A 25,067-nucleotide genomic window follows, 5' to 3' on the forward strand; every position below is an offset into this window, starting at 1 on the left:
TGCCATGCTCATCCGCGTCGGATATGAGTTGATCTACGATTGTCCACAACCGACCCCGATGATCCTGACGCTTAACGTTCATTATTCGCGCATCTCGGACATGGTGGTTCCTGATCATCTGATCAGCGATCCTCCCGTCCCCCTGACCGCCTATCGTGACGGGTTCGGCAACTGGTGCAGCCGGATCGTGGCTCCACAGGGCCGGACGCGGCTGTTCGCCAATGCGATCGTTCGCGATAACGGGCTCCCGGATGTCATCGCTCCCGATGCGGTTCAATACCTCGTGCAGGATCTTCCCGAAGAGGCGCTGGTCTACGTGCTGGGGAGTCGGTATTGCGAGACGGACCGTTTGTCCGAGACGGCATGGTCGCTGTTCGGCACGACGTCATTTGGCTGGGCGCGCGTACAGGCCGTATGCGATTTCGTCCATCGCCACATCACTTTCGGCTACGAGCATGCCCGGCCGACCAAAACGGCGTGGGAAGCTTTCAATGAGGGCAAGGGAGTCTGCAGAGATTACGCCCATCTCGCGATCACGTTTTGCCGCTGCCTGAACATTCCGGCGCGGTACTGTACCGGTTATCTCGGCGACATCGGTGTTCCGCCATCGGCCGACCCCATGGACTTTTCCGCATGGTTCGAGGTCTTTCTCGGCGGACGCTGGTACACGTTTGACGCGCGCAACAACATTCCGCGGATCGGCCGAATACTGATCGCCCACGGTCGCGATGCGGCGGACGTGGCAATCAGCAGCACCTTCGGGCCGAATACGCTGGCAAGCTTCACCGTGTGGACAGATGAAGTCGACCCGGCTCAGATTCCCGCTCCGGGTTTGATTCGCACGTAACACCGATGTAGCCGGCGCGCCCAGGCAGTGGCGTCGGCGGCCAACGCAAGTCCGTCCTGGCGGATTTCGATCAGCGCATGCGCAATTCCCCGCCGCTCGCCGTGCGCGGGAATGGTGTAGTCGGTCTCATCGGTAATCGCGTAGGGTGTGTTGCGACCGACACACAGATCTGTATCCGCCGCCAGTGCGTTCAGCAGATCAATCGCCAACCGTGCATCCTGCCGATAGGAAATGCCGACATGCCAGGGCCGGGCGATGCCGTTAAGGGCGGGCGTGAAACTGTGAATGCTCAAGAGCACGCTCGGCCGACCGGCCGCGGCACGGCGGTCCAAAAGGCGCGCGATGGCGTGATGATACGGCCGGAAGAGTGCCTCGGCGCGCGCATTCCGGTCTCTCGTATCGAGCCCTTGGTTGCCGGGGATCGCGATTCCGGCGCTGTGCGATGCGATCGACTCGGCGCTGTTCAACGGGCGATTGCAGTCGATGACCAGTCGCGAATAGCCGCTACGCACCAGAGGAGCATCCAGCAGATCGGCAAGTTGTTCTGCGACAACGGATGCCCCCGGGTCCCAGGCTATGTGCGCAGCGCGTTCGTCCGGATCGAGGCCGAGACTGCCAAGGCGTCTTGGAATGCGATTGGACGCGTGGTCGCAGACGAGCACCGCGTCTGAAGATCCGGCAGCGTTGATGATATCGCAGGCCGGCGGTTCGTCTGCCGCGAGAAATCCTCCGGGCGCATCGCTCATGCGCGAGGCCCGTTGCGCGCGGCGGCGCCCATGACCGCGAAGCGGCGGCAACGGACCGTGGCGTTGTTTTTCATTCGACCCGACCCGGGACGACGCGGCCATTTTCCCAGTGAGGAGCGACGTATCGGCCGATGGGATCATAGCCCTGGGTCAGGGCGGAAAAGACCAAGCTTACGCCAAGAAGACAGACGCCGCCGAGAAACAACCAGAACCACGGACCGTGGTAAAGAACGCTGCGGCTGCCGTCGGCGGTCACCGTTCGACGACCGACAATCAGATACCACAGCAGCCAGATCGCCGTCGGCAGCAGCAGCGGCAGCAGGTACTGCAGCAGGATCCGGCTCATTCCGCCTCGAGAAATTCGCAGAGATTGATCAACATCCCCGCCGTTGCTCCCCAGATGTAATGCCTGCCATACGGCATTGCCCAGAAATAGCGGGTTACGCCTTCGAATTCGGCGCTGCACCTCTGGTGATTGGCCCGATCGAGCAGAAAGGTCAGGGGAACCTCGAACACTTCCGCGACCTCGTGCGGGTCGGGTCGGATCTCAAACGGCGGGCTGACCACGCCGACGACGGGTGTTACGATAAATCCAGTCCGGGTAATGTACGCATCGAGATGCCCGATCAGGGTAATCCGCTCGCGTTCGAGGCCGACCTCTTCTTCGGTTTCGCGAAGCGCGGTCTCTCCCGGGCCATCGTCGTCTGGCTCGATGTGACCGCCCGGAAAGCTCACTTGTCCGGCGTGATGGGCGAGGTGCGAGGTGCGCCGGGTAAACAGCACGGTCAGCGCATCCGGATGGTCGATCAACGGCACGAGCACCGCAGCCGGCTTCAGCGGCAACAATGGCTCCATGCCGTCGTTGAGAGCATGATCGCCGCGCTCGCTCCAGATGTCCCTCGGCACCGGCGTTTCTTTCGGAACGATTCGGCGCTTCGCAAAACGGCGTTCAAGGCACGTCCGACTAGGGGTTCCGTTCACGGTGCCCCATCCAACCAGCCAACAGGAAACAGGCGCCCTCGACTCCAGACGCCGAGGCAGGGGCGCCCGTCGATCTCGCATTCGATGCCGAGCGCGGCAAGATCGTAATAGACGGATCGAGCGACCCGCGCCTGCAGCTCGCGATCCAGACCGATCGATGGCCCGAGAAACCCCGCCTCGGCCTCGACCGCCGCTTTCAGCGGATGGCGGTCGTCAACCGTGACGATTTCGTCAACGTTGGTGCGAAAGCTGATCGTCTGCCCCTCGCCGCTGCCACACACAACCATCTCAACGGCGAGGAACGGCAGGTCGGCAACGTCGATCGGTCCCATTTCCGAGGGTGTCACCAGCCAATAGACACCACTATTGTCACGCAGCAACGCCGAGGCAAGAAGGCAAACCAGCTCTTTGCGCTGAATGGGCGAGCCGTGATAATGCCAGATGCCTTCACCATCTATGCTGATGCCAAGGTTTTCATAGAGGATGCGGCCCTGCGGCGAAGGCGGTGGCGCACCCGGTAGATCGACCGAATTAGCGAAGAAGACCGGCCCCGCCGACGGCTGGTCCGATGGCAGGTCACAGGACAGCTTTGACATCAATCCGCGATTTCAACAAACGGCAGGAGTGGCGCAATGACAGCCCGCCCCAAGACAGACCTCGGCGAGCAGGGGGATTTTGCGCTCATCGATACGATAGATCAACTCGGCACGCAGATTGCGCAAGCCCGCGAGGCCATCGCCCGCGTCATCTTCGGTCAAAAGACTGTCGTCGATGAAACACTGATCACCTTGCTCTCTGGCGGCCACCTGCTGCTCATCGGCGTTCCGGGGCTGGGGAAAACCCGGTTGGTCGAGACGCTTGGACGGGTCTTCGGCCTCGACGAGCGGCGGGTACAGTTTACCCCCGACCTTATGCCCGCGGACATCCTCGGATCAGAGGTTCTGGAAGAATCCGACAGCGGGCGGCGTCACTTCCGGTTCATCGAGGGGCCAGTATTCTGTCAGTTGCTGATGGCTGACGAAATCAACCGGGCCAGCCCACGCACGCAGTCGGCGTTGCTTCAGGCGATGCAGGAGCGGCGGGTTTCCGTCGCCGGCCATTATCACGCGTTGCCGGCACCGTTCCACGTTCTTGCCACTCAGAATCCCCTGGAGCAAGAGGGAACGTATCCCCTGCCGGAGGCCCAACTCGACCGCTTTTTCATGCAGGTGGACGTCGAATATCCCGATCTCGACGCGGAACGGCGCGTGCTGCTCGCCACCACCGGTCCGAGCGACGAGCCTCCGGTCCAAGTTCTCACCGGGGCGCAGTTGCTGCAGGCCCAGCGCCTGATCCGGCACGTTCCGGTCGGCGACAGCGTGATCGAAGCCATCTTGCGGCTCGTCCGCGCCGGGCGTCCCGAATCAAGTCCGCTGGCCGCCGTCCGGGAGAACGTCGCCTGGGGTCCGGGACCACGGGCTTCGCAGGCCCTGATGCTGGGTGCCCGGGCCCGCGCGGTCATTGACGGCCGGCTGGCGCCCTCGGTCGACGACGTTCTGGCGCTGGCCCGGCCGGTCCTGCGCCACCGCATGGCGCTGACCTTCTCCGCCCGCGCGGAAGGCGTGGCGATCGGATCGATCATCGATCAACTGGCGGCGCAGTTCGCATGACGGCCGAGTGGGGAGCACCCGGCGGGGGGAAGCGCCGGCAGCCTTCGGCGAGCACGAACGCGTCGCACCTGTGCCGCGCCGAAGCACTCGCATCGACGCTGCCGCCGCTGCTGGTTGCCGCCGAACGCGTTGCCGCCACCGTGAGCCAGGGCGTCCACGGCCGGCGACGCGTCGGCGACGGTGAGTCGTTCTGGCAATTCCGCCGCTATCACTCCGGCGACGCCGCCCATCGGATCGATTGGCGGCAATCGGCAAAATCGGACCGGGCGTTCGTGCGCGAAACCGAATGGGAGGCGGCTCAGAGTGTCTGGTTGTGGTGCGATGCCTCGGACTCGATGCGCTGGAGTTCGGCGCGCGCACTGCCGAGCAAACGTGCCCGCGCAGAACTGCTCCTGCTCGCCCTTGCCGCCCTGCTCGTGCGAGGCGGAGAGCACGTCGCCTTACTGGGCACCGGCCTGCCGCCCTCCGGGGGCCGCGCCGCCCTGCAGCGGCTCGCCGTTTGCCTGCAACGCGATACGGACGCGAGGCCCGCCGATTTTCCCAGCGCGGATCTCCTGCCGCGACACGGACGCGTCGTGCTGATCGGCGATTTTCTCGCACCGATACCCGCGCTGCAGGAAGCCGTCGCAGGTTTCGCCCACCGCGGCCTGCGTGGCCATCTGCTGCATATCGTCGATCCCGCCGAGGAAACTTTGCCGTTTGCCGGGCGTGTGCTGTTCTCGGGCAGCGAACGGGAAGGCGAGCGCCTGTTCGGCCGGGTCGAGTCGGTTCGCCCGTCCTATCGCGACGCCTTCGCCCGACACCGCGATGCAATCCGCGAGACCGCCCGCAGAGCAGGTTGGTCGGCGCTCACCCACCGCACCGATCACGCGCCGGAAATCGCGTTGCTGTCGCTCTACCTTGCCCTTTCAGGTCCTGATCGCCGATGATGACAGTCCTCAGCCAATGTTGAGCCTGGGCGCGCTCAGCTTCGCCGCTCCGTGGGCGCTCTTAAGTCTTATCGCCTTGCCTGCCCTCTGGTGGCTGTTGCGAGCCACGCCCCCGTCGCCCCGGCGCGTTCAATTCCCACCCTTCCGCCTGCTCGCCGCGCTCTCTTCCGCCGACGAAACGGCGGTAAGGATGCCGTGGTGGCTCCTCGCCCTGCGTCTCGCGCTGGTGATGGCGGTTGTCCTTGGCATCGCTCGCCCGATCCTTGATGCGGAGGAGCGGCTTCCCGGCACCGGCCCGGTCATGCTGCTGATCGACGACGGCTGGGCCGCCGCGACCGACTGGGAGCAGCGGCGCAAGGCTCTGTTGCAGGCGATCGACCGCAGTGAACGGGAAGGACGCCCGGTCGTTCTGGTGCCGACCGCGGCTGCGTTCGCCGATACGCCGGACGAAGACCTCCTGCCGCTGCCGGCGGCACGAGCCCGCGAGGTGGCGCTGGCATTGAAGCCGAAACCGTGGCCGACGTCTCGTGCCACCGCTGTCACGGCGCTGTCACGGACGGCGAACGCGGGCGCATGGCCACCCGGCGCCGTCATCTGGATCATGGACGGTCTGGCCGAGCCGACGACGGCCACGCCGGACGGGGCGGCGTCGAATGCGACCCAACCGAAGCTTTCAGGGTCGCGCAACGTCGATGCGAATGAGCGCATGGACGTGGGAATGCTGGTCGAGCGTCTGCGCGCCCTGGGTCCGGTCAGCCTGCTGTTGCCACGATCGGACTACCTCGCGATGGTCCTAAAATCGGCTCCTCTCGGCCCACTGGGCCCGCAACTCGCCGTCGTACGTGCCGAGCCCGGCCCCGAAAAAATCCTCGGTCTGCGGTTTTCCGGAGACGATGGCGATCCGCTGGCACAGCGGTCGATCACGCTCGCCGCCGGCCAACGGAGTGCCCTCGTGCCGGTCGACCTGCCGACGGAATTATCGGCGAGGCTCACGCGAATCGAAATCGACGGCGCGCAGACCGCCGGCGGTGTGCTGCTGACCGACGAGCATTGGCGACGTCGCTCTGTCGGCCTGCTGGGAGAAACGACGGGCGAACAACCCTTGCTCGACGCGCGCTACTTCCTGCAGCGGGCGATGCAGCCGTTCGCTGACGTCCGCCAGGGGGATCTCGCGACGCTGCTGGCGCGTCCGCTCGGCGCGCTGGTGCTGACCGACGTCGGAACCTTGGATCCCGCCTCCGCCGATACCATTCGCAAATGGGTCGAATCAGGTGGCGTGCTGCTCCGTTTCGCCGGCCCTCGGCTGGCGCGGGAAGCGTCCGCAAACGATCCGCTCCTACCCGTACCGTTGCGTGCGGGCGAACGAACGATCGGCGGTGCGCTGTCGTTGTCCGACGGCGGACGGCTGGCTCCCTTCGACGCGGCAAGCCCGCTGCATGGATTGCAGATTCCCAAGGATCTCGTCGTTCACCGCCAGGTGATCGCCGAGCCCTCCCTCGATTCGGCGGAGCACACCTGGGCGCATCTCGACGATGGCACACCGCTGATCAGTGGCGCCCGCCGGGGCGACGGTTGGGTCGTCCTGGTCCATACGACGGCGACACCCGACTGGTCGAACCTGCCGTTGTCGGGCCTGTTCGTCGAACTCCTGCGCCGGATCGTCGATCTCGCACAGGGCGGAGATACGACGACGTCCACCTCACTCGCGGCCCCTCTGGAAACGCTTGACGGCTTCGGGCGACTCGGTCCCGCCCCGTCCGGAGTACGGGCGATCGAAAGCGGCGCTTTTGCCGACACGGCCGTGGGGCCACGGCATCCTCCGGGCTTTTACGGGACGACCGGCGCGCGCCAAGCGTTCAATCTCGGCCCGCGCGTGGCTGATCCGGCCCCGCTCATCGCGGCGCCGAGCGCGGTTCCCGATGGAGCGAACGTCTCTTTGCTGGGCGAAGGCACGGAGCGCGACCTGCGACCGTGGCTGCTGGGCACCGCCCTGGCACTGGCCTTTGTCGATCTTGTCTGCGCGTTCATCTTGCGCGGCATTCTGCCGGCGCGCGCCCTCGCTGTCGGGCGAGCCGCGCGCCGTTCCACGACCCACGTCGTGCGCGCCACCGTTCTCGCGCTCGGACTGTCCGCGGCCGCTGGCACGATCGGGCTCGCCCAAGCCCAGACCGTGATCGCCGACGGAACGGCTGAACCCGCGAGCCTCGATACGCGGCTCGCCTATATCCAAACGGGTGATGCAGCTATCGACGAGATCGCCGCATCGGGTCTCGCCGGCCTGACCGCGGTGGTCAACCGGCGGACCGCGGCGGCGCTGGCTGAGCCCGTCGGCGTCGATCCCGAACGCGACGCGCTTGAATTCTATCCCCTGCTTTATTGGCCGCTGTCCGAATCGACACGCCCGCCGTCACCTCGGGCAGCGCAGAAGCTGAGCAGCTACATGCGCACGGGGGGAACGATCGTTTTCGATTCACGCGGTCAGACCGGCGGGGGAAACGGCTCGGCGTTCGGCGCAATCGCCCACGCGCTGGATCTGCCACCATTGGTACCTTTGCCCGAAAATCACGTCCTTCGTCGGGCATATTACCTTCTCGCCGACGCACCCGGCCGTCGCACGGGCGGAGTCGTCTGGGTCGAGCCCACGGGCGAGCACGTCAACGATGGCGTGAGTTCCGTGATTGCCGGCTCGAACGACTGGGCGGGTGCCTGGGCGGTGGATAGCGGCCAGCGGCCCTTGTTTGCCGTCGTGCCCGGAGGCGAGCAGCAACGGGAGCTGGCGCTGCGCTTCGGCGTCAATCTGGTGATGTACGCACTGACCGGCAATTATAAGGCCGATCAGGTGCATCTGCCGGCGATTATGGACCGCCTCGCGCCATGATGTCCGCGGTGATCGCCGATATCCTATGGCATCCGCTGGTGCCGCTGTGGTTCGTGGTCGCGATTCTTGCTGCCGCCGCGGGGCTCATCGCCATCGCTGTGTTCAGACGGACGCGCGGCTCCTTGTTCCGAGCTTTGGCGATGGCCGCGCTTGGCATCGCGGTGCTCGATCCACGCGTCGTCCACGAAGACCAGCGACCGCGACCGGACGTCGCGCTGCTCGTCGTCGACGATTCGCCCAGCGATCAGATCGGAGATCGCGCTCACATGATCGAAACCGCGCGCGCGCGCATCGAAGCTTCACTGGGAAAACTTGATGGTCTCGAGATCCGCACCATCCATGCGGGAGCCGATGGTACGGGCGAGACACGGCTGTTTGGCGCGATCGAGCGCGCGGTGCTTGACGACCTGTCCGACCGGCTCGCCGGCGTGCTGATCCTCAGCGATGGACAGGTGCATGACGTGCCGCCCCCGGGCTCGGCCCCTTGGCTGACGGCGCCGGTCCATCTCCTGGTTGCCGGAAAGCGAGACGAACACGACCGGCGGGTCGTCATCGAACAGGCACCGGCCTACGGTCTCGTCGACGAGCGCGTCACCGTCAGCTATCGGATCGAGGAGGCGGGTACCCCTCCCGCGACGAACAGCCCGGTTCGCGTCCGCTTCCGCGTTGACGGCGTCGATGCCGGTCACGCCGAAGCCATCCCCGGGCGGACCGCGTCCTATGCCCTGCCGATCCGCCATGTCGGCCCGACGGTGCTGGAAATCGAGGCCGATCCCGCTCCTGACGACGTCTCGACGCTGAACAACCGGGCCGCGACGGTGGTCAAGGGAGTGCGCGATCGCTTGCGCGTCTTGCTCGTCTCCGGGCAGCCGCATCCGGGGGAGCGCACCTGGCGCAATCTGCTGAAATCAGACCCGTCCGTCGACTTGATCCATTTCACCATTCTCCGTCCGCCGGAGAAGGACGATTCGACACCGCTGAAGGATCTTTCTCTCATCGTTTTTCCCGTCCAGGAGCTTTTTGAGACCAAACTTTACGATTTCGACCTGATCGTGCTCGATCGCTATGTCGTTCGCGGCATCCTGCCGATGCCGTACTACGGCCGCATTGCCGAGTACGTCCGCCAGGGCGGCGCGCTCCTGGTCTCCGTGGGACCGGAATTTGCCGGCCCTCAGTCTCTTTACTCCACACCTCTCGGCGATGTTCTGCCGATTGCCCCGGACGGCCGGATCATCGACAAGGCATTCCGTCCCGAGGTATCGGACGTCGGCCACCGTCACCCCGTGACCGCCGCGCTGCCGGGCGAGGGGCAGACGAACAACGACGGCGGTGCTGCCCCGTCCGGCCCATCGTGGGGACGCTGGTTCCGGCTGATCGGCGGCGAAGCCCGCACGGGAACGACATTGATGACGGGGGACGATGGCCAGCCGCTGCTTGCCGTCGCCCGCGTCGGCGATGGGCGCGTCGCGCAACTGATGAGTGACCAGATCTGGTTGTGGAGCCGCGGCTATGACGGCGGAGGACCGCATGCCGAGCTGCTGCGGCGCCTCGCACACTGGCTGATGAAGGAGCCGGACCTGGAGGAGGAACGCCTCGCCGTTCAAGCATCGGACGGAATCCTGACGGTAACGCGTCGCAGCCTCGAGGCCGGCGACGTCGACGTTACGGTGACCGATCCGGCAGGCGTCGATCACCCGCTCCATCTTGAGAGCGGCGTTGACGGTGTCTCGCGCGCCCAGATGCGAGCCGATGCCACTGGGTTATGGCGGGTATCCGATGGCACGCATACGGCGCTGACCGCCGTGGGGCGGATTAATCCGCCCGAATTCGTCGATTTGCGTGCATCTGCGGAGCGCCTCGCGCCGCTCGTGACGGCCACCGGCGGCGGCATCGCCTGGCTTGCCGATGGGATACCGGAGTTCCGCAGGACGGAGCCGGGTCGAGACGCGGCCGGGCGCGGCTGGCTGGGACTGCAGCGCAATCGGGCGCATGCCACCGTCGGGGCAACCGAGGTTCCTTTGATGCCGGTACTGATTCTTGCCGTGATCCTCGGCGGTCTCGCAAGCGCATGGTGGCGGGAAAGCCGCTGAATGTGCGGCGATGGCCGCTCGCGACTTAGTCGAATGTTAAGCTCTTCGTGGCAGCATACCTTGAACGTTCGCGTCCCGAATGTGCGAGGATCCTCTGTATGTCGCTTTTTTCCAGGGTCTCCATCCGCCTCAGGCTGTTCGGCGGGTTCGGATTGGTCCTCTCGGTGCTCGTCGTCGTCGCCGCCATTGGCACCGCTGGTATCTCGCACTCTGTCCTTGCTTTCCGCAACTTTGCCACCGTCACCAACGAAATGACGCGCATGCTCAACGTTGATCGCGACGTAATGGCGATGCGACGCGACGCCGCACTTTATATCGAGAAGGGCGACGAGGCCGTGCTCGCGGCTTACAAAGATAAAGAAGCAATGATGGCGCGCGCGTTAAAGGAAGCTCACATGAATGCGAGCGATGCTGCCGATCAGGCGGAAATCAAGAAACTTGAGGACCTATTTTCGGACTACACAGCGCAATATACGCAATTGATTGATCTGCGCAGACGGCGGGAAGATATTTTACATGGCATGATGGATACGTATGCCTCTCTGATAAGAGAACACCTTGCGGCGATCATCGATATTTCGATGGGCGAAGAGCACTTTCGGTCGGCGGCGCTTGCCGGTCTTGCTCAGCAGGAAATCCTGACGGCGCGCGCGGCGTCAATGCGATTCATTGCGTACCAGGAGCCCGACCTGGTGGACGAGGCGAAGTCGCATATCGAAGCCTTCGATACGGCGATCGACAGCTTGCTCGCCGATGTCGATGACGACTTCATCCGCGAGAGCGCTGAAGAGGCACGCAAGCTCGGCCACCAGTACGGTGAGGCGTTCGGCGAATTCGTAAATTCGACAAACGCCGTTTCCGCGCGCCTTCGCGGCCCGATGGCGGACGCGGCCAATGCCTTTACCGCTGCCTCCGAAAGGATGCGCAAGAACCATGTCGCACTTTCTCAGCAGAACGAAGAACAGACCCAGTCGGCGCTGACATTGGCGCAGACCGGCTCGATTGCCGCCGCTGGTGTGGGTGTTCTCGTTGGCATGATGCTCGCGTGGTTAATTGCGCGCTCGATCAGCCGCCCCGTGCGGGCGATGACCGGCACCATGACGTCGCTGGCCGAGGGGAATCGGGCGATCGCGGTCCCGGCGCTCGATCACCGTGACGAAATTGGAGAAATGGCTCGCGCCGTCCAGGTGTTCAAGGACAACGCGATCGAGGTCGAACGGCTTCAAGGACAGCAGGAGACGTTGCGACGGCAGGCGGAGGAGGCGCGACGTCACAGCACGTTCGCTCTCGCCGATGCGTTCGAGGCCGGTGTCAAGAGCGCCGTGACCAGCGTCGCCGAGACGGCCTCGCGGATCGAGGACGCCGCGCGGTCGATGTCGACGGTCGCCGCGCATGCCAGCCAGCAGTCTTCGGCCGGCCTTTCGGCCGCCGATCAGGCGGCGGCGAACGTTCAGTCCGTGGCCGCCGCCTCGGAACAACTGTCGTCCTCGGTTGGCGAAATCAGTCGCCAGGTTGGCGAGGCCGCCGTCATCTCGCGGCGCGCATCGGACGATGCCGATCGGATGAGCGAGCGCGTCGTCGCCTTCGCCGACGTAACCCGGAACATCAGCGCCGTCACCAGCATGATCGATGATATCGCCGCCAAGACCAATCTTTTGGCGCTGAACGCCACGATTGAGGCCGCGCGTGCCGGTGAAGCCGGCAAAGGCTTCGCCGTCGTCGCCAGCGAGGTCAAGGCTCTCGCCCAGCAGACGGCGAAGGCGACGGGCGAAATCACCCGGCAGGTCGCCGGAATTCAGACGGCGTCGGACGAAATGGTCGAAGTCATCGTCGGCATTTCATCGACGATCCTGCGCTTTAACGAGATTTCGTCAACCATCGCAGCGGCCGTCGAACAGCAGAGCGCGGCAACACAGGAGATCGCGCGCAACGCGCAGGAGGCCGCGACGGGCACGCAGGAGGTAAACACCAGCATCAGCGGTATCAGCAAGACGGCCCGCGAAACCGGAAGCGCGGCGGGCGAAGTCCTCGACGCCGTCGTCGTTCTCGGCCGAACGTCTGCCGACCTGCGCGGCGAGGTCGAGCGCTTCTTGTCCCAGGTGCGCGCCGCCTGACGATCGCCCCGGCCTTCCACGCGCAAGGCGCGTTACGGCAGAACGCGCCAGATAATACACGTGCGGCTCACTCGGTCCTCAAGATCGAGCGACGTCGGCACCTCGTAGCAGGCAAGCGCGTCGAGGCCAGAGCTTGGGACATAGGCACGTCCCGGGTCGGCCAGCAGGACATCGCTGCCGGATCGCACCAGACGGCGCAGCCAGCCGATCGCCCGCTCCGCGAACTTGCGTTCGTAACAGATGTCGCCGGCGAGCACGATTCCCCAGCCGGATCGCGCGGAGTCGATCAGGTCTCCCGGTTCGGTGGTGACGGTAACGCCGTTTAGTGCCGCATTCATCGCCACCGCGGTGTTCGCTAGCGGGTCGATCTCGTTGGCGTACGCCACGCCGCCGCACCGGGCGGCGGCGATTGCGGCGATCCCGCAGCCAGCGCCGAAGTCGAGAACACTGCGGCCGGCGACGCGATCCGGCGCGTCAATGAGAAACCGGGCGAGCGCCTGACCGCCCGGCCAGCAAAACGCCCAATATGGCGGCTCGACGCCGATCTGCTCGAGCGCGGATTCCGTCGCCTGCCAGATTGGAACCGACTTGCTCGCCAGCCGCAGGGAGATTTCAGGCACGAGCGGCGGCGTGACAATTTCAGTATTCGCGACAATGAACGCCCGGACCGCCGTATCGTCCACGACCTCAGGCTCCGATCCAGCCAAGAACGATCGCCACGAACACCATCAAGCCAACCCAGCGGTTAGCCTTGAACAGGGCGAGGCACCGATGAGCGCTCTCGATATCGAGACGCACAATCTGCCAGACGAAGTGCGCGGCAACCCCCGTCAGTCCCAGGTAGAACGGCCACCCCATTCCCGCCAAGGCGCCGGACAGCGCCAAAAGCAGGACCGTCGTCGCATAAAAGCCCCACAACCATAACGGCGTGGCGCCGCCGAAGCGAAGCGCGGTCGACTTTACGCCGATGAGGATGTCGTCCTCCTTGTCCTGGTGCGCGTAGATCGTATCGTATCCGAGCGTCCAGAATAGCCCGGCGACATAAAGCGTCAGCGCCGGCACTGCCAGCTCGCCGCGGACCACAGCCCATCCAAGCAGCGCGCCCCAGTTAAAGGTCAGGCCAAGCACGGCTTGCGGCCAGTATGTCACTCTTTTGGCGAAGGGATAGACCGCGACGAGCACAAGCGATGATGCACCGACAATGATCGCGAACCCGTTGAACTGAAGCAGGACGGCAAGCCCAAGGAACGAAAGCCCGCCCATGAGCAGCACCGCGTCTCGCATGCCCACCGCGCCGCTGGCGAGCGGCCGGCCGGCCGTCCGCGCGACACGCGCATCGAACTTGCGATCGGCGATGTCGTTCATAACGCAGCCGGCACCGCGCATGACTGTCGCGCCCACGGCAAAAAGCGCAAGGAACCATGGATCGGGCCAGCCGGGCGCGGCGAGGGCAAGCCCCCACCAGCCCGGAAACATCAGCAGCCAGATGCCGATCGGCCGATCCAGCCGAGCCAGCCGAGCGTAGGGACGAACAACGGGGGGCAAGCGGCGATCAATCCAGTCGCCTGCGGGGATATCGCTCGTACTCGTTGTGCTGGTCTGCGCCATGGCCCGTCTGTTATGCCATGAGTTCCAAAGAACAGGGTACCCACGATCCAGCCATTCCGGCGGAACACTGAGATTAAAGAGGATGCCGCGCGCTGAAACTCCTGTCCGCCTGTTTGTCGACGCCGCGCTCGAATGCGGCGCGGAATTCGCCGTCACCGACGCCCAGGCGCACTACCTGACGCGCGTGATGCGGCGTGGCGTCGGCGACGGCGTGCGCACATTCAACGGGCGCGACGGCGAGTGGCTGGCGACGATCGTCCGGGCAGACCGCCGCACCTGCGCCCTTGGCGTTACGACACAACTTTGCCGACAGCGCAGCGAAAGCGGGCCGATCCTCGCCTTCGCCCCGATCAGAAAGGAGCGCCTGCATTTCGTCATCGAAAAGGCAACGGAACTCGGCGTCGCGACGTTGCAACCGGTACTCACCCAGCACGCCGTCGCGCCCCGCATCGTGCTCGATCGCGTCCGCGCGCAGGCGATCGAGGCCGCCGAACAGTGCGGGCGGTTGACGATTCCGCGTATTGCCGAGCCGTTGCAACTCGAGGCGCTGATTGCAACGTGGCTGCAGGATCGCCCCTTGTTCTTCCTCGACGAGCGTGGCGTTGGCCGGACGATCGCCGATGCCGCCCGCGAGCGGCGCGCCGCTATCGTCCGATCTGCGGGCGACATTGGCATTCTTGTCGGCCCGGAAGGCGGTTTCACCGAGGCGGAGGCGACGATGATCGCGATCGCGCCGTTCGTAACCGCGATCAGCCTCGGCCCCTTGATCCTGCGCGCCGAGACGGCCGCGATCGCGGCGCTTGCAAGCTGGCGTGCTTTCACCGAAGACTGGCGCCCCGCGATAAGCGAATGACAGCGAGAATTGAGTGATGTCCGGTCTCAGCCAAGCCGCACCGGAGCCGGCAACCGACCGGCGCAGCCTGATCACCTATCTGGAAAGTGGCTGCAAGCCGCGCTCGCAGTGGCGGATCGGCACCGAGCACGAGAAATTCGCCTACGATCTGCAAGACTTAAAGCCGCTCTCCTACGACGGCCCGCGGGGCATTCGCGCCATCCTCGAAGGCCTTGCGCGCTTCGGATGGACAGCGATCCGCGAGAACGGCAACACCATCGCGCTCGTCGATGAGACCGGCTGCTCGATCACGCTCGAGCCCGGCGGTCAGGTGGAGCTGTCCGGTGCGCCGCTGCAGAGCATTCACCAGACCTGCTGCGAAATCGGCCGGCACCTTAATCAGGTCAAGACGATCGGCGCCGAGCTCAACGTCGGCTTCCTCGGTCTGGGCTATCAGCCGAAGTGGCCGCGCGCGGAGCTGCCGTGGATGCCGAAGGGTCGCTACGACATCATGGCCGCGTACATGCCGAAGGTCGGAAGCCTCGGGCTCGATATGATGCAGGCGACATGCACCGTCCAGGTCAACCTTGACTTCGATTCCGAGGCGTCGATGGTGCGGATGTTCCGCATCGGCCTTGCCCTGCAGCCGGTCGCGACCGCCCTGTTCGCGAACTCGCCCTTCATCAATGGCGCGCCGTCGGGCTTTTTGTCGCTGCGGAGCAACGTGTGGACCGACACCGATCCCGCCCGCTGCGGAATCGCCCCCTTCGTTTTCGAGGACGGTTTCGGGTTCGAGCGCTACGTCGACTACATGCTCGATGTGCCGATGTACTTTGTCTATCGCGATGGACGTTACATCGACGTCGCGGGGCAGTCATTCCGCGACTTCATGGCCGGGCGCCTGCCCGGCCTTCCCGGCGAGACACCGACGATGAGCGATTGGGCCGATCATCTGACGACCTGCTTCCTCGAAGTCCGCTTGAAACGGTTCATCGAGATGCGCGGTGCCGACGGCGGGCCGTGGAACCGCCTGTGCGCGCTTCCCGCGTTCTGGGTCGGCCTGCTCTACGATGACGATGCGCGCGCGGCGGCGTGGGATCTGGTCAAGGACTGGACGGGCGAGGAGCGGGAGGAAATGCGCGCCATGGTGCCGCGCACGGCGCTCAAGACCCCGTTTCGCAACATCACCGTCCGCGATATTGCCCTCGAGGCCCTGGAAATCGCGCACCGCGGACTCTGCCGCCGGGCGATCGACGACGGCCTCGGCCGCAACGAAACACAATTTCTCGCTCCGCTGTTTCGTATCGCCGAGGCGAATTTCACCTCCGCCGAGGACCTGCTCTGCGCCTACAACCGCCGCTGGAACGGCAGTGTCGATCCGATCTTTCGCGAGTTCGCCTACTAAGCGATCAGCTCCGCCGCTGTGGGCCACACCCGGCCGTCAGGCCTGAGGACGATGCCGGGCAGCTCGGCGATCAGCAGCCGCAAAATGTCATCGATACGCCGGGCAACGGCTTCGGATAATGCAAGGCCGAGGTCGAGGCAGGCGGGCTGAACGCCGATCACGGTTACGCGGGCCGGGGCACGCTCAAGCAGGATCAATTTCGCCAGCACCTCCTGTAGTCCCAGCTGGTGCGGCGTTGCATTCGTCCGGAAGACCGCCGGAATGTCGCGTCCGTCGATGCGGACCACGGTTCCCGGCGGACTCCCGGTATGTACGGCATCGACCACAATCAGGTGATCGCGGTCAGCAAGGGTATCGAGCAGGTCCATGCCGCACGTTCCGCCGTCGACAACAGCGACGGTCTCGGGAACATCGTAGCGCTCCTGCAGGGCCTCGATGACGCGAACGCCCGCCCCTTCGTCGGAAAGGAGGATGTTGCCAACGCCGAGTACAAGCACGTTCATCGGAGAGCAGTTCTCCTTAATTTATCAAGCTCCGAGCCGGAGCGGCGCAGGTCTGTGCCCGCTGCCGCCCCCCTCAGAGAACCTTGATGCGCGCGATCTCCCCGCTGCCGTCAATCATGTGGATGGCGCAGGCAAGGCAGGGATCGAACGAATGCACGGTGCGGATCACTTCGAGCGGTCGCTCCGGATCGGCCACCGGGTTGCCGATCAGCGACGCCTCGTAGGGCCCGAGCGCGTCGTTCTCGTCACGCGGTCCGGCGTTCCATGTGCTCGGCACAACCGCCTGGTAGTTGGCGATCTTGCCGTTCTTGATCACGGTCCAGTGCGAGAGAACCCCACGGGGGGCCTCATGGCAGCCGAAGCCACGGATCTCGCCCTTGGGGAAACTCGGCGCGTTGAATGTGGCATAGTCGCCCTTGGCGATGTTCTGCATGAGCAGATCCCACTGCGCCGCGAGCGTCTCGGTCAGAACCGCGCAGCGCACGGCGCGTGCCGCATGCCGGCCGATCGTTGACTGCAGCGCCGAAAGCGGCAATTCATTGCCACCGACCTTGGCCGCGATCGACAACAGGCGGCCGAGATTCCGCTTCGTCGGCTCGTGCCCGGCGGCATACATCGCCAGCACGTTCGCCAGGGGGCCGACCTGCACCCGCTCGCCGTTGAAGGTCGGAGCCTTGACCCACGAGTACTTCGCATCGTCCTCGAAGCCGGTGAACTTGGGTTCGGTCTCGCCGTCATAAGGATGCAGCGGCTCGCCCGACCCTTCGTACCAGGCGTGCTTCGCGCTCTCCTTGACGCCCTTTTCGAAAAATCCGTCACTGAAGTTGGCCATCGCCTGGAAACGCCCGACATCCCCCGCGGGAATGAAGCCCCCTGGTAGCGCAAACTGGGTGTTGCGGGTATCGAGCGGCATCTCCGGAACCGCCATCATCGTCGTCACGCCGGCTCCGTAGGCGGTCCAATCGGCGTAAAGCGCGCCAATCGCCGCGACATCGGGCAGATAGACCTGCTGGACGAATCCACCCAGCTCGTCGAGCAGCGTCTTGACCTTGTAGAGGCGTTCGAGTGTGAGCGTCGACTGGCTCTCGGGATTGATCGGATTGGCGACGCCGCCAACGGCGAGGTTCTGAATGTGTGGCGTTTTCGAGCCGAGAATTCCGACGATCTGATTGGCTCGGCGCTGGTAGTCGAGCGCCTGCATGTAGTGCACAATGGCCAGCAGATTGACCTCCGGCGGCAGCTTCATCGCCGGGTGACCCCAATAGCCGCTGCCGAAGATGCCGAGTTGGCCGGAATCGACGAACGCCTGCACCTTCTTCTGGACCTTGGCAAACTCGTCGGCGCTGTTCAGCGGCCAGTCGGACAGGCTCTGAGCAATCGCCGCCGCCGCCTTGGGATCGGCCTTCAGCGCCGAGACGATGTCGACCCAGTCGAGCGCCGAGAGCTGATAGAAGTGGACGATATGATCATGGATGCCGTGCGCGGCGATGATCATGTTGCGGATGTACTGAGCGTTGAGCGGTACCTTGAGCTTGAGCGCGTTCTCGACCGCCCGCACCGAGACGATGGCATGCACCGTCGTGCACACGCCGCAGATGCGCTGGGCGAAGATCCAGGCGTCGCGCGGATCGCGGTCCTTGAGGATTACCTCGATTCCCCGCCACATCTGGCCCGATGACCACGAATTGACCACCTTGCCACCGTCGACTTCGCAGTCGATGCGCAGATGGCCCTCGATGCGGGTGATGGGGTCGATGGTAATGCGCATGGCGATGCGAGCCTCTTCTCAGGTCTTATCGTGATTGGTCGATGGCGAGACGGCCCGGGCTGCCGGTCGAGCGTCCGGCGTCCGTGGACCTTTCGACGGCATGCAGAACCGGAAGGTGGCGGACGAGGGCGAGATAGAGCAGCACGTGCAACGAGAAGACACCGAGGGTGACGAGGATCTCGCCCGCCGAAGGAAAATAGTGCCAGCCGTAGCCGGGGTCGTAGCCGATCAGGTAGCAGTTCAGGCGATAGAGCGCACCGTGCAGCAGCAGGGCGGTGGCGCCGAGAAAGATGGTCCGCGGGTTCGAGCGGTTGCGCACCGGCATCAACAGCGCGACCGCGGCAACGCCGAGCCCCGTTTCAACCCAGAACGAGGCGGCCGGCGTGGTGGCGTCGAAGGCAAGGCCGATGGCACCGAGACGAACAAGGTCGATCCCGCGCAGGGCAAGGAAGATCACCGCGACCCAGGCCATGACGCCGCAGAGCCCGGCAAGGATGCGGGTTTCAAACGGCCGGTCGAAGACGACGGACGACAGGGCAGATTCGAAGACGACGACGGCAAAGCCGATGGAAACGGCGGTGAGCAGGAAAAATACCGTCAACATCTGCGATTGCCACAGCGGCGAGAGCTTGTAGCCAAGCAGAACGATCGCCGTGCCCATCGACGACTGGTGCATCATCGGCAACAGGCAGCCGAGGCCGGTGAAGAAGAAGAGGACACGATGCAGCGTCTTGCGTGACCGGGTCATCCTGAAACGCTCGAGCACCGTGGGCGCGAACTCCACCATCAGCACCATCGTGTAGGCGAAGATGCACAGCGCGGTTTCGACCAGCACCGAGTTGGGGTTGATCAGCCATGGCAGCATGATGTTGTAGCCCTGCCACCAGCGGCCGAGGTCGAACATGACGGCGAGACCACCGAGGCTATAGCCGAACAGGCTGGTCATCAGACCGGCGCGGGCGAGGGGATGGTAGACGCCCTTGTTCAGGATGTAGACGAGAAAGGCGGTGACGAACCCGCCGCAGCCCAGCGCGGTACCGATAATCAAATCGATGGCGATCCAGATGCCCCACGGGTAGCCATCATTGAGGTTGGTCGCGGCGCCGAGCCCGAAAATGAACCGCTCGCCAAGCACCACACCGGCGATCAGTACGATCGCGAGAAGAAACAGGAACCAGCGGGTGAACAGGCGGCCGCCGATCGGTGCGTGCTCGTGGGTGCTCATCGTGCTTTAACTCTCCAGCCGGCGCTCGCGTTTCGGGCCTGCCGACGTTTCGCCTCAGTCTTCTTCCGCCTCGTGATGGTGCTTGCCGAAATTGCGCCGAGCCAACAGCACCAGCCCGGCGAGTACGGCTCCCGGAGCGATCATCCCCTTGTAGAGCAGGTGTTGAACGCCTTCCGTCTGCGCGGCGTAGGCGTAATCCGGCACGTTGCCGTGAGGCAGGCCCAGCTTTTCGAAGGGCACGGCGGCGAGATAGAGCGCCTGCGTGCCACCGAGAACATGTTCGCCGTACACTTCCGGAAGGTAGCTGACGCGAACGGTCTTCTCCGTCGGGGCGTACGCGTCCCCACGATCGCCGCCCAGTTCGCCGGACGGATAGGCATAGGTATCGCCCGGTTGCAGTTCGAGGCGCCGATGCGCCTCAGCGCGAAGATCGGTGATGCGCCCGAACAGGGTCGCGCCCGTCGGGCAGGATTCGGCGCACGCCGGGATTTCGCCCTCGGCCAGGCGATGCTTACATAGCTGGCACTTTTGTATTTTGCCGAACGCCCGGTCGTATTGATAGACGGGCACCTGAAACGGGCAGGCGAACACGCAGTAGCGACAGCCGATGCAGCGATCCGGATCGTGGCTGACGATCCCGGTTTCGGGGTCCTTGGTCATCGCCGAAACCGGGCAGCAGGAGACGCACGACGGATCGACACAGTGCAGGCACTGCCGCTTGATGAACGCGAACCCGTCCGTTTCCCGGTCCTTCTGCTCCATCGAGCCATCGCGGTAGACCTTGATCACATTCAAGGTATTTCCCGAGAGGCCCTTGGCCGTGTCCCAGGTGCCTTCGTTCCACGCACGCTGATCGGCGGTGATATCGGGCGGCATGTCGTTCGCCCGCTTGCAACTCGCCACGCACGCCTTGCAGCCGACGCACTGGGTCGAGTCATAAAGCAGGCCAATCGCTTCCGGTGATACCGGTTTCGGTGGGCGTTGCAATGCCCCGGCCGGCGCGACCTCGGAGGCAGCGAGGGCCGTGCCGGCGCCCGCGATCGAGAGCGCGCGCAGGAAATCCCGGCGGTCAAGCGTCATCGCTGCGCCTTTCTCAAGCCGAGGCATCAGGCCGATCGTCGTAGTTCGATCGGGTGAACGCCTTTTCATCGGGGACGGGCTTCTTGCCCAACCGGGAGGCGAGCACGGCACCAGCGCCCAAACCGGCACCGATCGCCGCGCTCGCCAGTCCCGCCGCTGCGATCGTCGCCCCCTGGCCTTTATCTTCGGCGACGCGCGGAAACGCTGTTGGCGGCGTAACGGTCAAAACCTGCGCCAACGAATGGATCGGCTTGGTGAAACCAACGCCCTGCTCAGTGCACCCGAAGCAGGGATGGCCGGTTCCGACCGGCCAAGCCCCGGCGCCGACGTCACCGAACAGGATGGCCGGGCAGTTGGCGTAGGTTTCGGGCCCCTTGCAGCCGAGCTTGTAAAGACACCAGCCCTCGCGATGGCCCTGATCACCGAAGGCATGGGCAAAGCGGCCGGCATCGAAATGCGGTCGGCGCTCGCAGTTCTCATGGATCAAGCGGCCATAGGCGAATTTCGGCCGGTTCTTGTCGTCCAGATCGGGCGCCTTGCCGAAGGTGACGAGATAAAGAACCGTCGACAGGAAATTATAGACGTTCGGTGGGCAGCCGGGAATGTTGATCACCGTCTTGCCGGGAAGGACGTCCTGCACGGCTTTCGCCTGCGTCGGATTGGGGTCGCTCGACGGGATGCCACCCCACGAAGCGCACGAACCGATGCCGATGATCGCAGCGGCACCCTCGGCGGCCTCTTTGACAACGTCGAGGATCGGCCGGCCACCGACCATGCAGTAGACCCCGCCGTCTCGGGTCGGGATCGAGCCGTCGACAACGAGAACATACTTTCCGGCGTTCTCTTGCATTGAGCGCGCCTTGACCGCCTCGGCCTGGTGACCGGAACCCGCGCACAGCGTTTCGTGATAATCGAGCGAGATCATATCAAGGATCAGCGTCTCGATCGTCGGATGGTGCGCGCGCAGCAGCGACTCGGTGCAACCCGTGCATTCCTGCGCTGACAGCCAGATGACCGGCGGTCGCATCGGTGCCGTGGCGGCTTCGGCAATGCGGACCCCGAGCGCCGGGGCGAGTCCGAGCGTCGCCGCCACTCCCGTGCAGAACTTCAGGAAGTCACGCCGCTGCAGGCCACCCAGGGCTCCCACATAGCCGTCCGCATTATCGAAAGCAGTCGCGTCCGGACACAAACCGCCGGTCATTTAGCCACCTCCCATTTGCGAGCATCTTTTTTTGTGCCGCTTGTGCGGCAAGTGTCTCGCTTTTCTTATAGCGGACAATAATAGGCACGCATGCACCCGAATCAACAATAAATTATCGCCAGAAATAAATATCTATTTTATAATAATAGTTGCTTGCATTAAAGCGCTTATGAATAGGCCGTTAGCGTCGTGCCGATGTCTCAGCTTCGATCGCGATTAACAGTTTTTATCGGTTTTTAATTGCGAATGAATGGCGCAACGGACCGCTGCATGCTTTGCATTCGCAACGCGAACACGCGGGCGCAACGATGCTGGAACTAGGCAACGGGCCGTTTACGATTAAGAAAACTGGCCGAGCTTGAAGATCGTCGTCGCCGCAGCCGCTTTTTCCCAGCCCTGAACGATCAGTTCGCCCGATGCCGTGTCGGCGACGACCGCAAGGCGGGTCGTCCAGTTGAGAATTGGCGGCACAACCCAGGAAAGGCCCTGCTCCTGATCGGCCAGTGCCCTCGCCATTCGCGCGCGGCGCCCGACGCTGTCGTCGCCCTTGTCGTGACCGGCGATCGGAAAGCCGATCCAGTGATTGCTGATGCTTGCCGGGGCGTCGTGCACGCACGCGCCGTCCTCGCGACGCTCGATGACACACCCCTGCTTAGGACCCACCAAGGAAAAGAAGGCTGCAGTGCACAGTTGCGTTTCAATCAGCGCCTGCTTCGCTTCCTCGTACGTGCGGCATTCATCGAACACCTGCCGTAGCAGATGGGGGGGCGGCAGGCTCGCGCTTCGCCAGACGCCCGCGCGGGCGATGATCCAGTCGAGACGGCGCGCAGAGGTCACACGGCGGAGCGGCGGCTGGTTGATCGCGGCGGAAAAGCGACCCGGCGCCATGCCGGTCAAGACACCGACGTAACCGGGCCATGTAACGCTGTAATACGCTCCCGCCGTGCCGGCTTGGCGCGCGACAATGACGTTGCGTCCGAGACCATCGAGCGGCCAGTCGAGCGTGCGCCGCAAACGCATGCCGCCGGTGCTTCGCTCAAAGGCGACGCCGGCGGTACAGCTCCACTCATAAGACATGTTGAGCATCACCGCGCCGGATCGCCCGAGCCGCGCCGCAACCAGGGCGATTTCCTCGCGATAAGGGTTACCCGTCCGTGCCAGCCATCTCGATGACAGCCAGTCGGCAGCCGCCAATGCGGCCTCGCCATAATGGCGGCGCCCCCGATCCATGAGGGATTCGAGGCGTGCACCGGCGAGGTCCATCAGCGCTACCGACGCGGGCATTCCCTCGGCGACGCCGGGCGTGACGTCGAACAACGGAATTGATACCGGCCCCTCCGGAGCGCCCCGCGCGTCGGCTATGCCGCCGTCGTCTCGCATCGCCTCTCCTTGCTCGTTGCTCGCCACCACCTTATCAAGAGATCGAAACGAAAGGCTTGCCCGGCGAACGCCGCGCGGCATTCGCACCCGGGACAAGGCGAGGCAGGACAGCAATGATACCACGTTACAGTCGAAGCGGGATGGCAGACATCTGGACCGACGAGAGCCGTTTCCGCATCTGGCTGGACATCGAGGCGCATGCCTGCGATGCGCAGGCGGCCCTCGGCGTCATTCCTGCCGAGGCCGCGAAGGCGATCCGCGATCGTGGCGCCTTCGAGGTCGCGCGCATCGACGAGATCGAGCGCGAGACCAAGCACGACGTCATCGCCTTTCTCACCAATGTCGCCGAACATGTCGGCGAGGAGGCCCGCTTTCTTCACCAGGGCATGACGTCGTCCGACGTGCTTGATACCTGCCTTGCCGTACAGCTCGCGCGCGCCTCCGACATCCTGCTCGCTGATATTGACGCCGTTCTCGCGGCGCTGAAGCGGCGCGCGTTCGAGCACAAACTTACGCCCTGCATCGGCCGCAGCCACGGTATCCACGCCGAGCCGACGACATTCGGCCTCAAGCTCGCGGGCTTTTACGCCGAATGGCGGCGCAACCGCGAGCGCCTGGTCATTGCCCGGCGGGAAATCGCCACCTGCGCGATATCCGGCGCGGTGGGAACGTTTGCGACGATCGATCCCGCGGTCGAGCGGCACGTGGCCGACAAGATGGGCCTCGTCGTCGAACCGGTCTCGACCCAGGTCATCCCCCGCGACCGACATGCGGCATTCTTCGCCGCCCTTGCGGTGATCGCCAGCTCGATCGAACGCCTCGCCATTGAAATCCGCCATCTCCAGCGCACGGAGGTTCGCGAAGCGGAAGAATATTTCTCCGCCGGCCAGAAAGGCTCGTCAGCCATGCCGCACAAGCGCAACCCCGTGCTGACGGAAAACCTCACCGGCCTCGCACGGATGGTGCGCGCCGCGGTGATCCCGGCTTTGGAGAACGTTGCCCTGTGGCACGAGCGGGACATTTCGCACTCGTCAGTCGAACGGTTCATCGGCCCCGATGTGACGATTACCCTCGATTTCGCGCTGGCTCGCCTCGCCGACGTCATCGAGCGTCTCCTCGTTTATCCCGAGTCGATGCGTTCCAACCTTGACCGCCTTCGCGGCCTGCTGTTTTCCCAAAAAGTCCTGTTGGCACTGACCCAGGCCGGACTGAGCCGCGAGGCGGCCTACCGTCTGGTGCAGCGCCATGCGATGGCGGTGTGGAGCGGGGAACGCAGCTTCCACGACCTCCTCGCCGCCGATCCAACGGTTACGGAGCGCATCTCGTTATCGTCGCTCGCGGCCCTGTTCTCGCTCGACGACTACCTGCGGGGCGTCGAAGCGATCTTTACCCGCGTGTTCGCCGATGCGTAATCCGCAAGGTCGCGGTCAACCGCCCACCTGGACGTGGTCACTGTCGAGAGGCATCGGGTACGCTGCGGCGATCTGCCGGTGCGCCTCCTCGTCCGCGCGCGCAAGCGCCGCGACGATGTCGCGCGTCTCGATCCCGGTACCGGCCGCGGCCAAGTCTGCGTGCACCTTATCCGCGATATCCGCCACCGCCGACGGATCAAGATCAAGACGCGCAAGGCCGCGCGCGTATTCCACCGCCTTCCCGTCGTCCAGGCCCATCAGGCCAGCCGCCCAAAGACCGAACAATTTGTTGCGCCGGCTGTGCACCTTGAAGCGCGTCTCCTCGTCGAGCTTATATTTGGCTTCATATCCTTGCTCGATCTCGCGAAAAATGTCGGTCATCTCGATCCTCGATGCGCAACCGTGGGGCGCGTCGTTGC

22 protein-coding genes are annotated in these 25,067 nt (G+C 64.6%); 9 read left to right on the forward strand and 13 right to left on the reverse strand.

All coding sequences use genetic code 11. The annotated features are described in order from the left end of the window. Nucleotides 1-4: 4 nt before the first annotated feature. Nucleotides 5-847, forward strand: a complete 843-nt coding sequence (locus tag IPK66_00755; GenBank protein ID MBK8173865.1) for a transglutaminase family protein — start codon at nt 5-7, stop codon at nt 845-847. Here IPK66_00755 and IPK66_00760 read toward each other — a convergent pair. The 4 genes from IPK66_00760 to IPK66_00775 all read right to left on the reverse strand — a co-directional run bounded on the left by IPK66_00760 (nt 814) and on the right by IPK66_00775 (nt 3,170). After that, nucleotides 814-1,593: an N-formylglutamate amidohydrolase gene (locus IPK66_00760; protein ID MBK8173866.1), complete on the reverse strand. Its 780-nt coding sequence runs from the start codon at nt 1,591-1,593 to the stop codon at nt 814-816. The genes IPK66_00755 and IPK66_00760 overlap by 34 nt on opposite strands. A 70-nt stretch (nt 1,594-1,663) precedes the next feature. Beyond that, nucleotides 1,664-1,939 (reverse strand): hypothetical protein, encoded by a 276-nt coding sequence (locus IPK66_00765; GenBank protein MBK8173867.1) that lies wholly within the window; start codon nt 1,937-1,939, stop codon nt 1,664-1,666. Further along, entirely contained in the window at nt 1,936-2,448 is a 513-nt protein-coding gene (locus IPK66_00770) for a CoA pyrophosphatase (GenBank protein MBK8173868.1), read from the reverse strand. Before IPK66_00770 ends, IPK66_00765 begins: the two co-directional genes overlap by 4 nt. Nucleotides 2,449-2,570: 122 nt before the next feature. Beyond that, nucleotides 2,571-3,170, reverse strand: a complete 600-nt coding sequence (locus IPK66_00775; GenBank protein MBK8173869.1) for a DUF1285 domain-containing protein — start codon at nt 3,168-3,170, stop codon at nt 2,571-2,573. A 36-nt stretch (nt 3,171-3,206) separates the two neighbouring features. Between IPK66_00775 and IPK66_00780 the strand changes: the two genes are divergently transcribed. From IPK66_00780 to IPK66_00800, 5 genes are all read left to right on the forward strand, one after another. After that, nucleotides 3,207-4,223 carry a MoxR family ATPase gene (locus IPK66_00780; protein MBK8173870.1) on the forward strand — a complete coding sequence of 339 codons (1,017 nt, stop codon included), beginning with the start codon at nt 3,207-3,209 and terminating at the stop codon, nt 4,221-4,223. Further along, entirely contained in the window at nt 4,220-5,152 is a 933-nt protein-coding gene (locus IPK66_00785) for a DUF58 domain-containing protein (GenBank protein ID MBK8173871.1), read from the forward strand. The genes IPK66_00780 and IPK66_00785 overlap by 4 nt, the downstream gene beginning before the upstream one ends. Nucleotides 5,153-5,168: 16 nt before the next feature. Beyond that, nucleotides 5,169-8,030 carry a DUF4159 domain-containing protein gene (locus IPK66_00790; GenBank protein ID MBK8173872.1) on the forward strand — a complete coding sequence of 954 codons (2,862 nt, stop codon included), beginning with the start codon at nt 5,169-5,171 and terminating at the stop codon, nt 8,028-8,030. Further along, a complete protein-coding gene (locus tag IPK66_00795) occupies nt 8,030-10,120 on the forward strand; it encodes a hypothetical protein (protein ID MBK8173873.1) in 2,091 nt (696 codons plus the stop codon). Before IPK66_00790 ends, IPK66_00795 begins: the two co-directional genes overlap by 1 nt. Nucleotides 10,121-10,218: 98 nt before the next feature. Further along, nucleotides 10,219-12,234 (forward strand): HAMP domain-containing protein, encoded by a 2,016-nt coding sequence (locus IPK66_00800; GenBank protein ID MBK8173874.1) that lies wholly within the window; start codon nt 10,219-10,221, stop codon nt 12,232-12,234. Nucleotides 12,235-12,266: 32 nt separating this feature from the next. On the opposite strand, the gene IPK66_00805 is transcribed toward IPK66_00800, so the two are convergent. Together IPK66_00805 and IPK66_00810 are read right to left on the reverse strand one after the other, a co-directional pair. Continuing rightward, nucleotides 12,267-12,917: a methyltransferase gene (locus IPK66_00805; GenBank protein ID MBK8173875.1), complete on the reverse strand. Its 651-nt coding sequence runs from the start codon at nt 12,915-12,917 to the stop codon at nt 12,267-12,269. A gap of 4 nt (nt 12,918-12,921) precedes the next feature. Then, on the reverse strand, nt 12,922-13,842 hold the full coding sequence (locus IPK66_00810; protein ID MBK8173876.1) for a 4-hydroxybenzoate octaprenyltransferase: 921 nt from the start codon (nt 13,840-13,842) through the stop codon (nt 12,922-12,924). A gap of 82 nt (nt 13,843-13,924) precedes the next feature. Between IPK66_00810 and IPK66_00815 the strand changes: the two genes are divergently transcribed. Together IPK66_00815 and IPK66_00820 are read left to right on the forward strand one after the other, a co-directional pair. Then, entirely contained in the window at nt 13,925-14,695 is a 771-nt protein-coding gene (locus IPK66_00815; protein ID MBK8173877.1) for a 16S rRNA (uracil(1498)-N(3))-methyltransferase, read from the forward strand. Nucleotides 14,696-14,711: 16 nt separating this feature from the next. Beyond that, entirely contained in the window at nt 14,712-16,079 is a 1,368-nt protein-coding gene (locus tag IPK66_00820; GenBank protein ID MBK8173878.1) for a glutamate--cysteine ligase, read from the forward strand. On the opposite strand, the gene IPK66_00825 is transcribed toward IPK66_00820, so the two are convergent. From IPK66_00825 to IPK66_00850, 6 genes are all read right to left on the reverse strand, one after another. After that, the gene (locus tag IPK66_00825) at nt 16,076-16,582 is read right to left on the reverse strand and encodes a HyaD/HybD family hydrogenase maturation endopeptidase (protein MBK8173879.1); all 507 of its coding nucleotides are present in this window, start codon (nt 16,580-16,582) and stop codon (nt 16,076-16,078) included. The two genes, IPK66_00820 and IPK66_00825, sit on opposite strands and share 4 nt — an antisense overlap. Nucleotides 16,583-16,655: 73 nt before the next feature. Then, entirely contained in the window at nt 16,656-18,356 is a 1,701-nt protein-coding gene (locus IPK66_00830; protein MBK8173880.1) for a nickel-dependent hydrogenase large subunit, read from the reverse strand. Nucleotides 18,357-18,375: 19 nt separating this feature from the next. Further along, nucleotides 18,376-19,575 carry a Ni/Fe-hydrogenase cytochrome b subunit gene (gene hybB / locus IPK66_00835; GenBank protein MBK8173881.1) on the reverse strand — a complete coding sequence of 400 codons (1,200 nt, stop codon included), beginning with the start codon at nt 19,573-19,575 and terminating at the stop codon, nt 18,376-18,378. Between the two features lie 54 nt (nt 19,576-19,629). Further along, nucleotides 19,630-20,655 carry a hydrogenase 2 operon protein HybA gene (gene hybA, locus IPK66_00840; GenBank protein MBK8173882.1) on the reverse strand — a complete coding sequence of 342 codons (1,026 nt, stop codon included), beginning with the start codon at nt 20,653-20,655 and terminating at the stop codon, nt 19,630-19,632. A 13-nt stretch (nt 20,656-20,668) separates the two neighbouring features. After that, the gene (locus IPK66_00845) at nt 20,669-21,856 is read right to left on the reverse strand and encodes a hydrogenase small subunit (protein MBK8173883.1); all 1,188 of its coding nucleotides are present in this window, start codon (nt 21,854-21,856) and stop codon (nt 20,669-20,671) included. 339 nt (nt 21,857-22,195) lie between these two features. Continuing rightward, complete coding sequence (locus IPK66_00850) at nt 22,196-23,236, reverse strand: hypothetical protein (protein ID MBK8173884.1); 1,041 nt, start codon at nt 23,234-23,236, stop codon at nt 22,196-22,198. Between the two features lie 113 nt (nt 23,237-23,349). On the opposite strand from IPK66_00850, the gene IPK66_00855 reads away from it, so the two are divergent. Next, nucleotides 23,350-24,648, forward strand: a complete 1,299-nt coding sequence (locus tag IPK66_00855; GenBank protein MBK8173885.1) for an adenylosuccinate lyase — start codon at nt 23,350-23,352, stop codon at nt 24,646-24,648. Between the two features lie 15 nt (nt 24,649-24,663). Here the strand turns inward: IPK66_00855 and IPK66_00860 are convergent, their stop codons facing one another. Next, the gene (locus tag IPK66_00860; GenBank protein ID MBK8173886.1) at nt 24,664-25,029 is read right to left on the reverse strand and encodes a DUF1476 domain-containing protein; all 366 of its coding nucleotides are present in this window, start codon (nt 25,027-25,029) and stop codon (nt 24,664-24,666) included. Nucleotides 25,030-25,067: the final 38 nt, after the last annotated feature.

This window comes from Rhodospirillales bacterium, from assembly GCA_016712595.1.
Classification (GTDB): domain Bacteria; phylum Pseudomonadota; class Alphaproteobacteria; order Rhodospirillales; family Defluviicoccaceae; genus Defluviicoccus.

Bases quoted from the DNA above. Each gene is read 5' to 3' on its own strand.
- IPK66_00795 (MBK8173873.1), top strand. From the start codon at position 8,030: ATGTCCGCGGTGATCGCCGATATCCTATGGCATCCGCTGGTGCCGCTG.
- IPK66_00775 (MBK8173869.1), bottom strand. From the start codon at position 3,170: ATGTCAAAGCTGTCCTGTGACCTGCCATCGGACCAGCCGTCGGCGGGG.
- IPK66_00800 (MBK8173874.1), top strand. From the start codon at position 10,219: ATGTCGCTTTTTTCCAGGGTCTCCATCCGCCTCAGGCTGTTCGGCGGG.
- IPK66_00755 (MBK8173865.1), top strand. From the start codon at position 5: ATGCTCATCCGCGTCGGATATGAGTTGATCTACGATTGTCCACAACCG.
- hybA (MBK8173882.1), bottom strand. From the start codon at position 20,655: ATGACGCTTGACCGCCGGGATTTCCTGCGCGCGCTCTCGATCGCGGGC.
- IPK66_00855 (MBK8173885.1), top strand. From the start codon at position 23,350: ATGATACCACGTTACAGTCGAAGCGGGATGGCAGACATCTGGACCGAC.
- IPK66_00820 (MBK8173878.1), top strand. From the start codon at position 14,712: ATGTCCGGTCTCAGCCAAGCCGCACCGGAGCCGGCAACCGACCGGCGC.
- IPK66_00780 (MBK8173870.1), top strand. From the start codon at position 3,207: ATGACAGCCCGCCCCAAGACAGACCTCGGCGAGCAGGGGGATTTTGCG.
- IPK66_00765 (MBK8173867.1), bottom strand. From the start codon at position 1,939: ATGAGCCGGATCCTGCTGCAGTACCTGCTGCCGCTGCTGCTGCCGACG.
- IPK66_00770 (MBK8173868.1), bottom strand. From the start codon at position 2,448: ATGGAGCCATTGTTGCCGCTGAAGCCGGCTGCGGTGCTCGTGCCGTTG.
- IPK66_00860 (MBK8173886.1), bottom strand. From the start codon at position 25,029: ATGACCGACATTTTTCGCGAGATCGAGCAAGGATATGAAGCCAAATAT.
- IPK66_00825 (MBK8173879.1), bottom strand. From the start codon at position 16,582: ATGAACGTGCTTGTACTCGGCGTTGGCAACATCCTCCTTTCCGACGAA.
- IPK66_00845 (MBK8173883.1), bottom strand. From the start codon at position 21,856: ATGACCGGCGGTTTGTGTCCGGACGCGACTGCTTTCGATAATGCGGAC.
- IPK66_00785 (MBK8173871.1), top strand. From the start codon at position 4,220: ATGACGGCCGAGTGGGGAGCACCCGGCGGGGGGAAGCGCCGGCAGCCT.
- IPK66_00815 (MBK8173877.1), top strand. From the start codon at position 13,925: ATGCCGCGCGCTGAAACTCCTGTCCGCCTGTTTGTCGACGCCGCGCTC.
- IPK66_00790 (MBK8173872.1), top strand. From the start codon at position 5,169: ATGTTGAGCCTGGGCGCGCTCAGCTTCGCCGCTCCGTGGGCGCTCTTA.
- IPK66_00810 (MBK8173876.1), bottom strand. From the start codon at position 13,842: ATGGCGCAGACCAGCACAACGAGTACGAGCGATATCCCCGCAGGCGAC.
- IPK66_00760 (MBK8173866.1), bottom strand. From the start codon at position 1,593: ATGAGCGATGCGCCCGGAGGATTTCTCGCGGCAGACGAACCGCCGGCC.
- IPK66_00850 (MBK8173884.1), bottom strand. From the start codon at position 23,236: ATGCGAGACGACGGCGGCATAGCCGACGCGCGGGGCGCTCCGGAGGGG.
- hybB (MBK8173881.1), bottom strand. From the start codon at position 19,575: ATGAGCACCCACGAGCACGCACCGATCGGCGGCCGCCTGTTCACCCGC.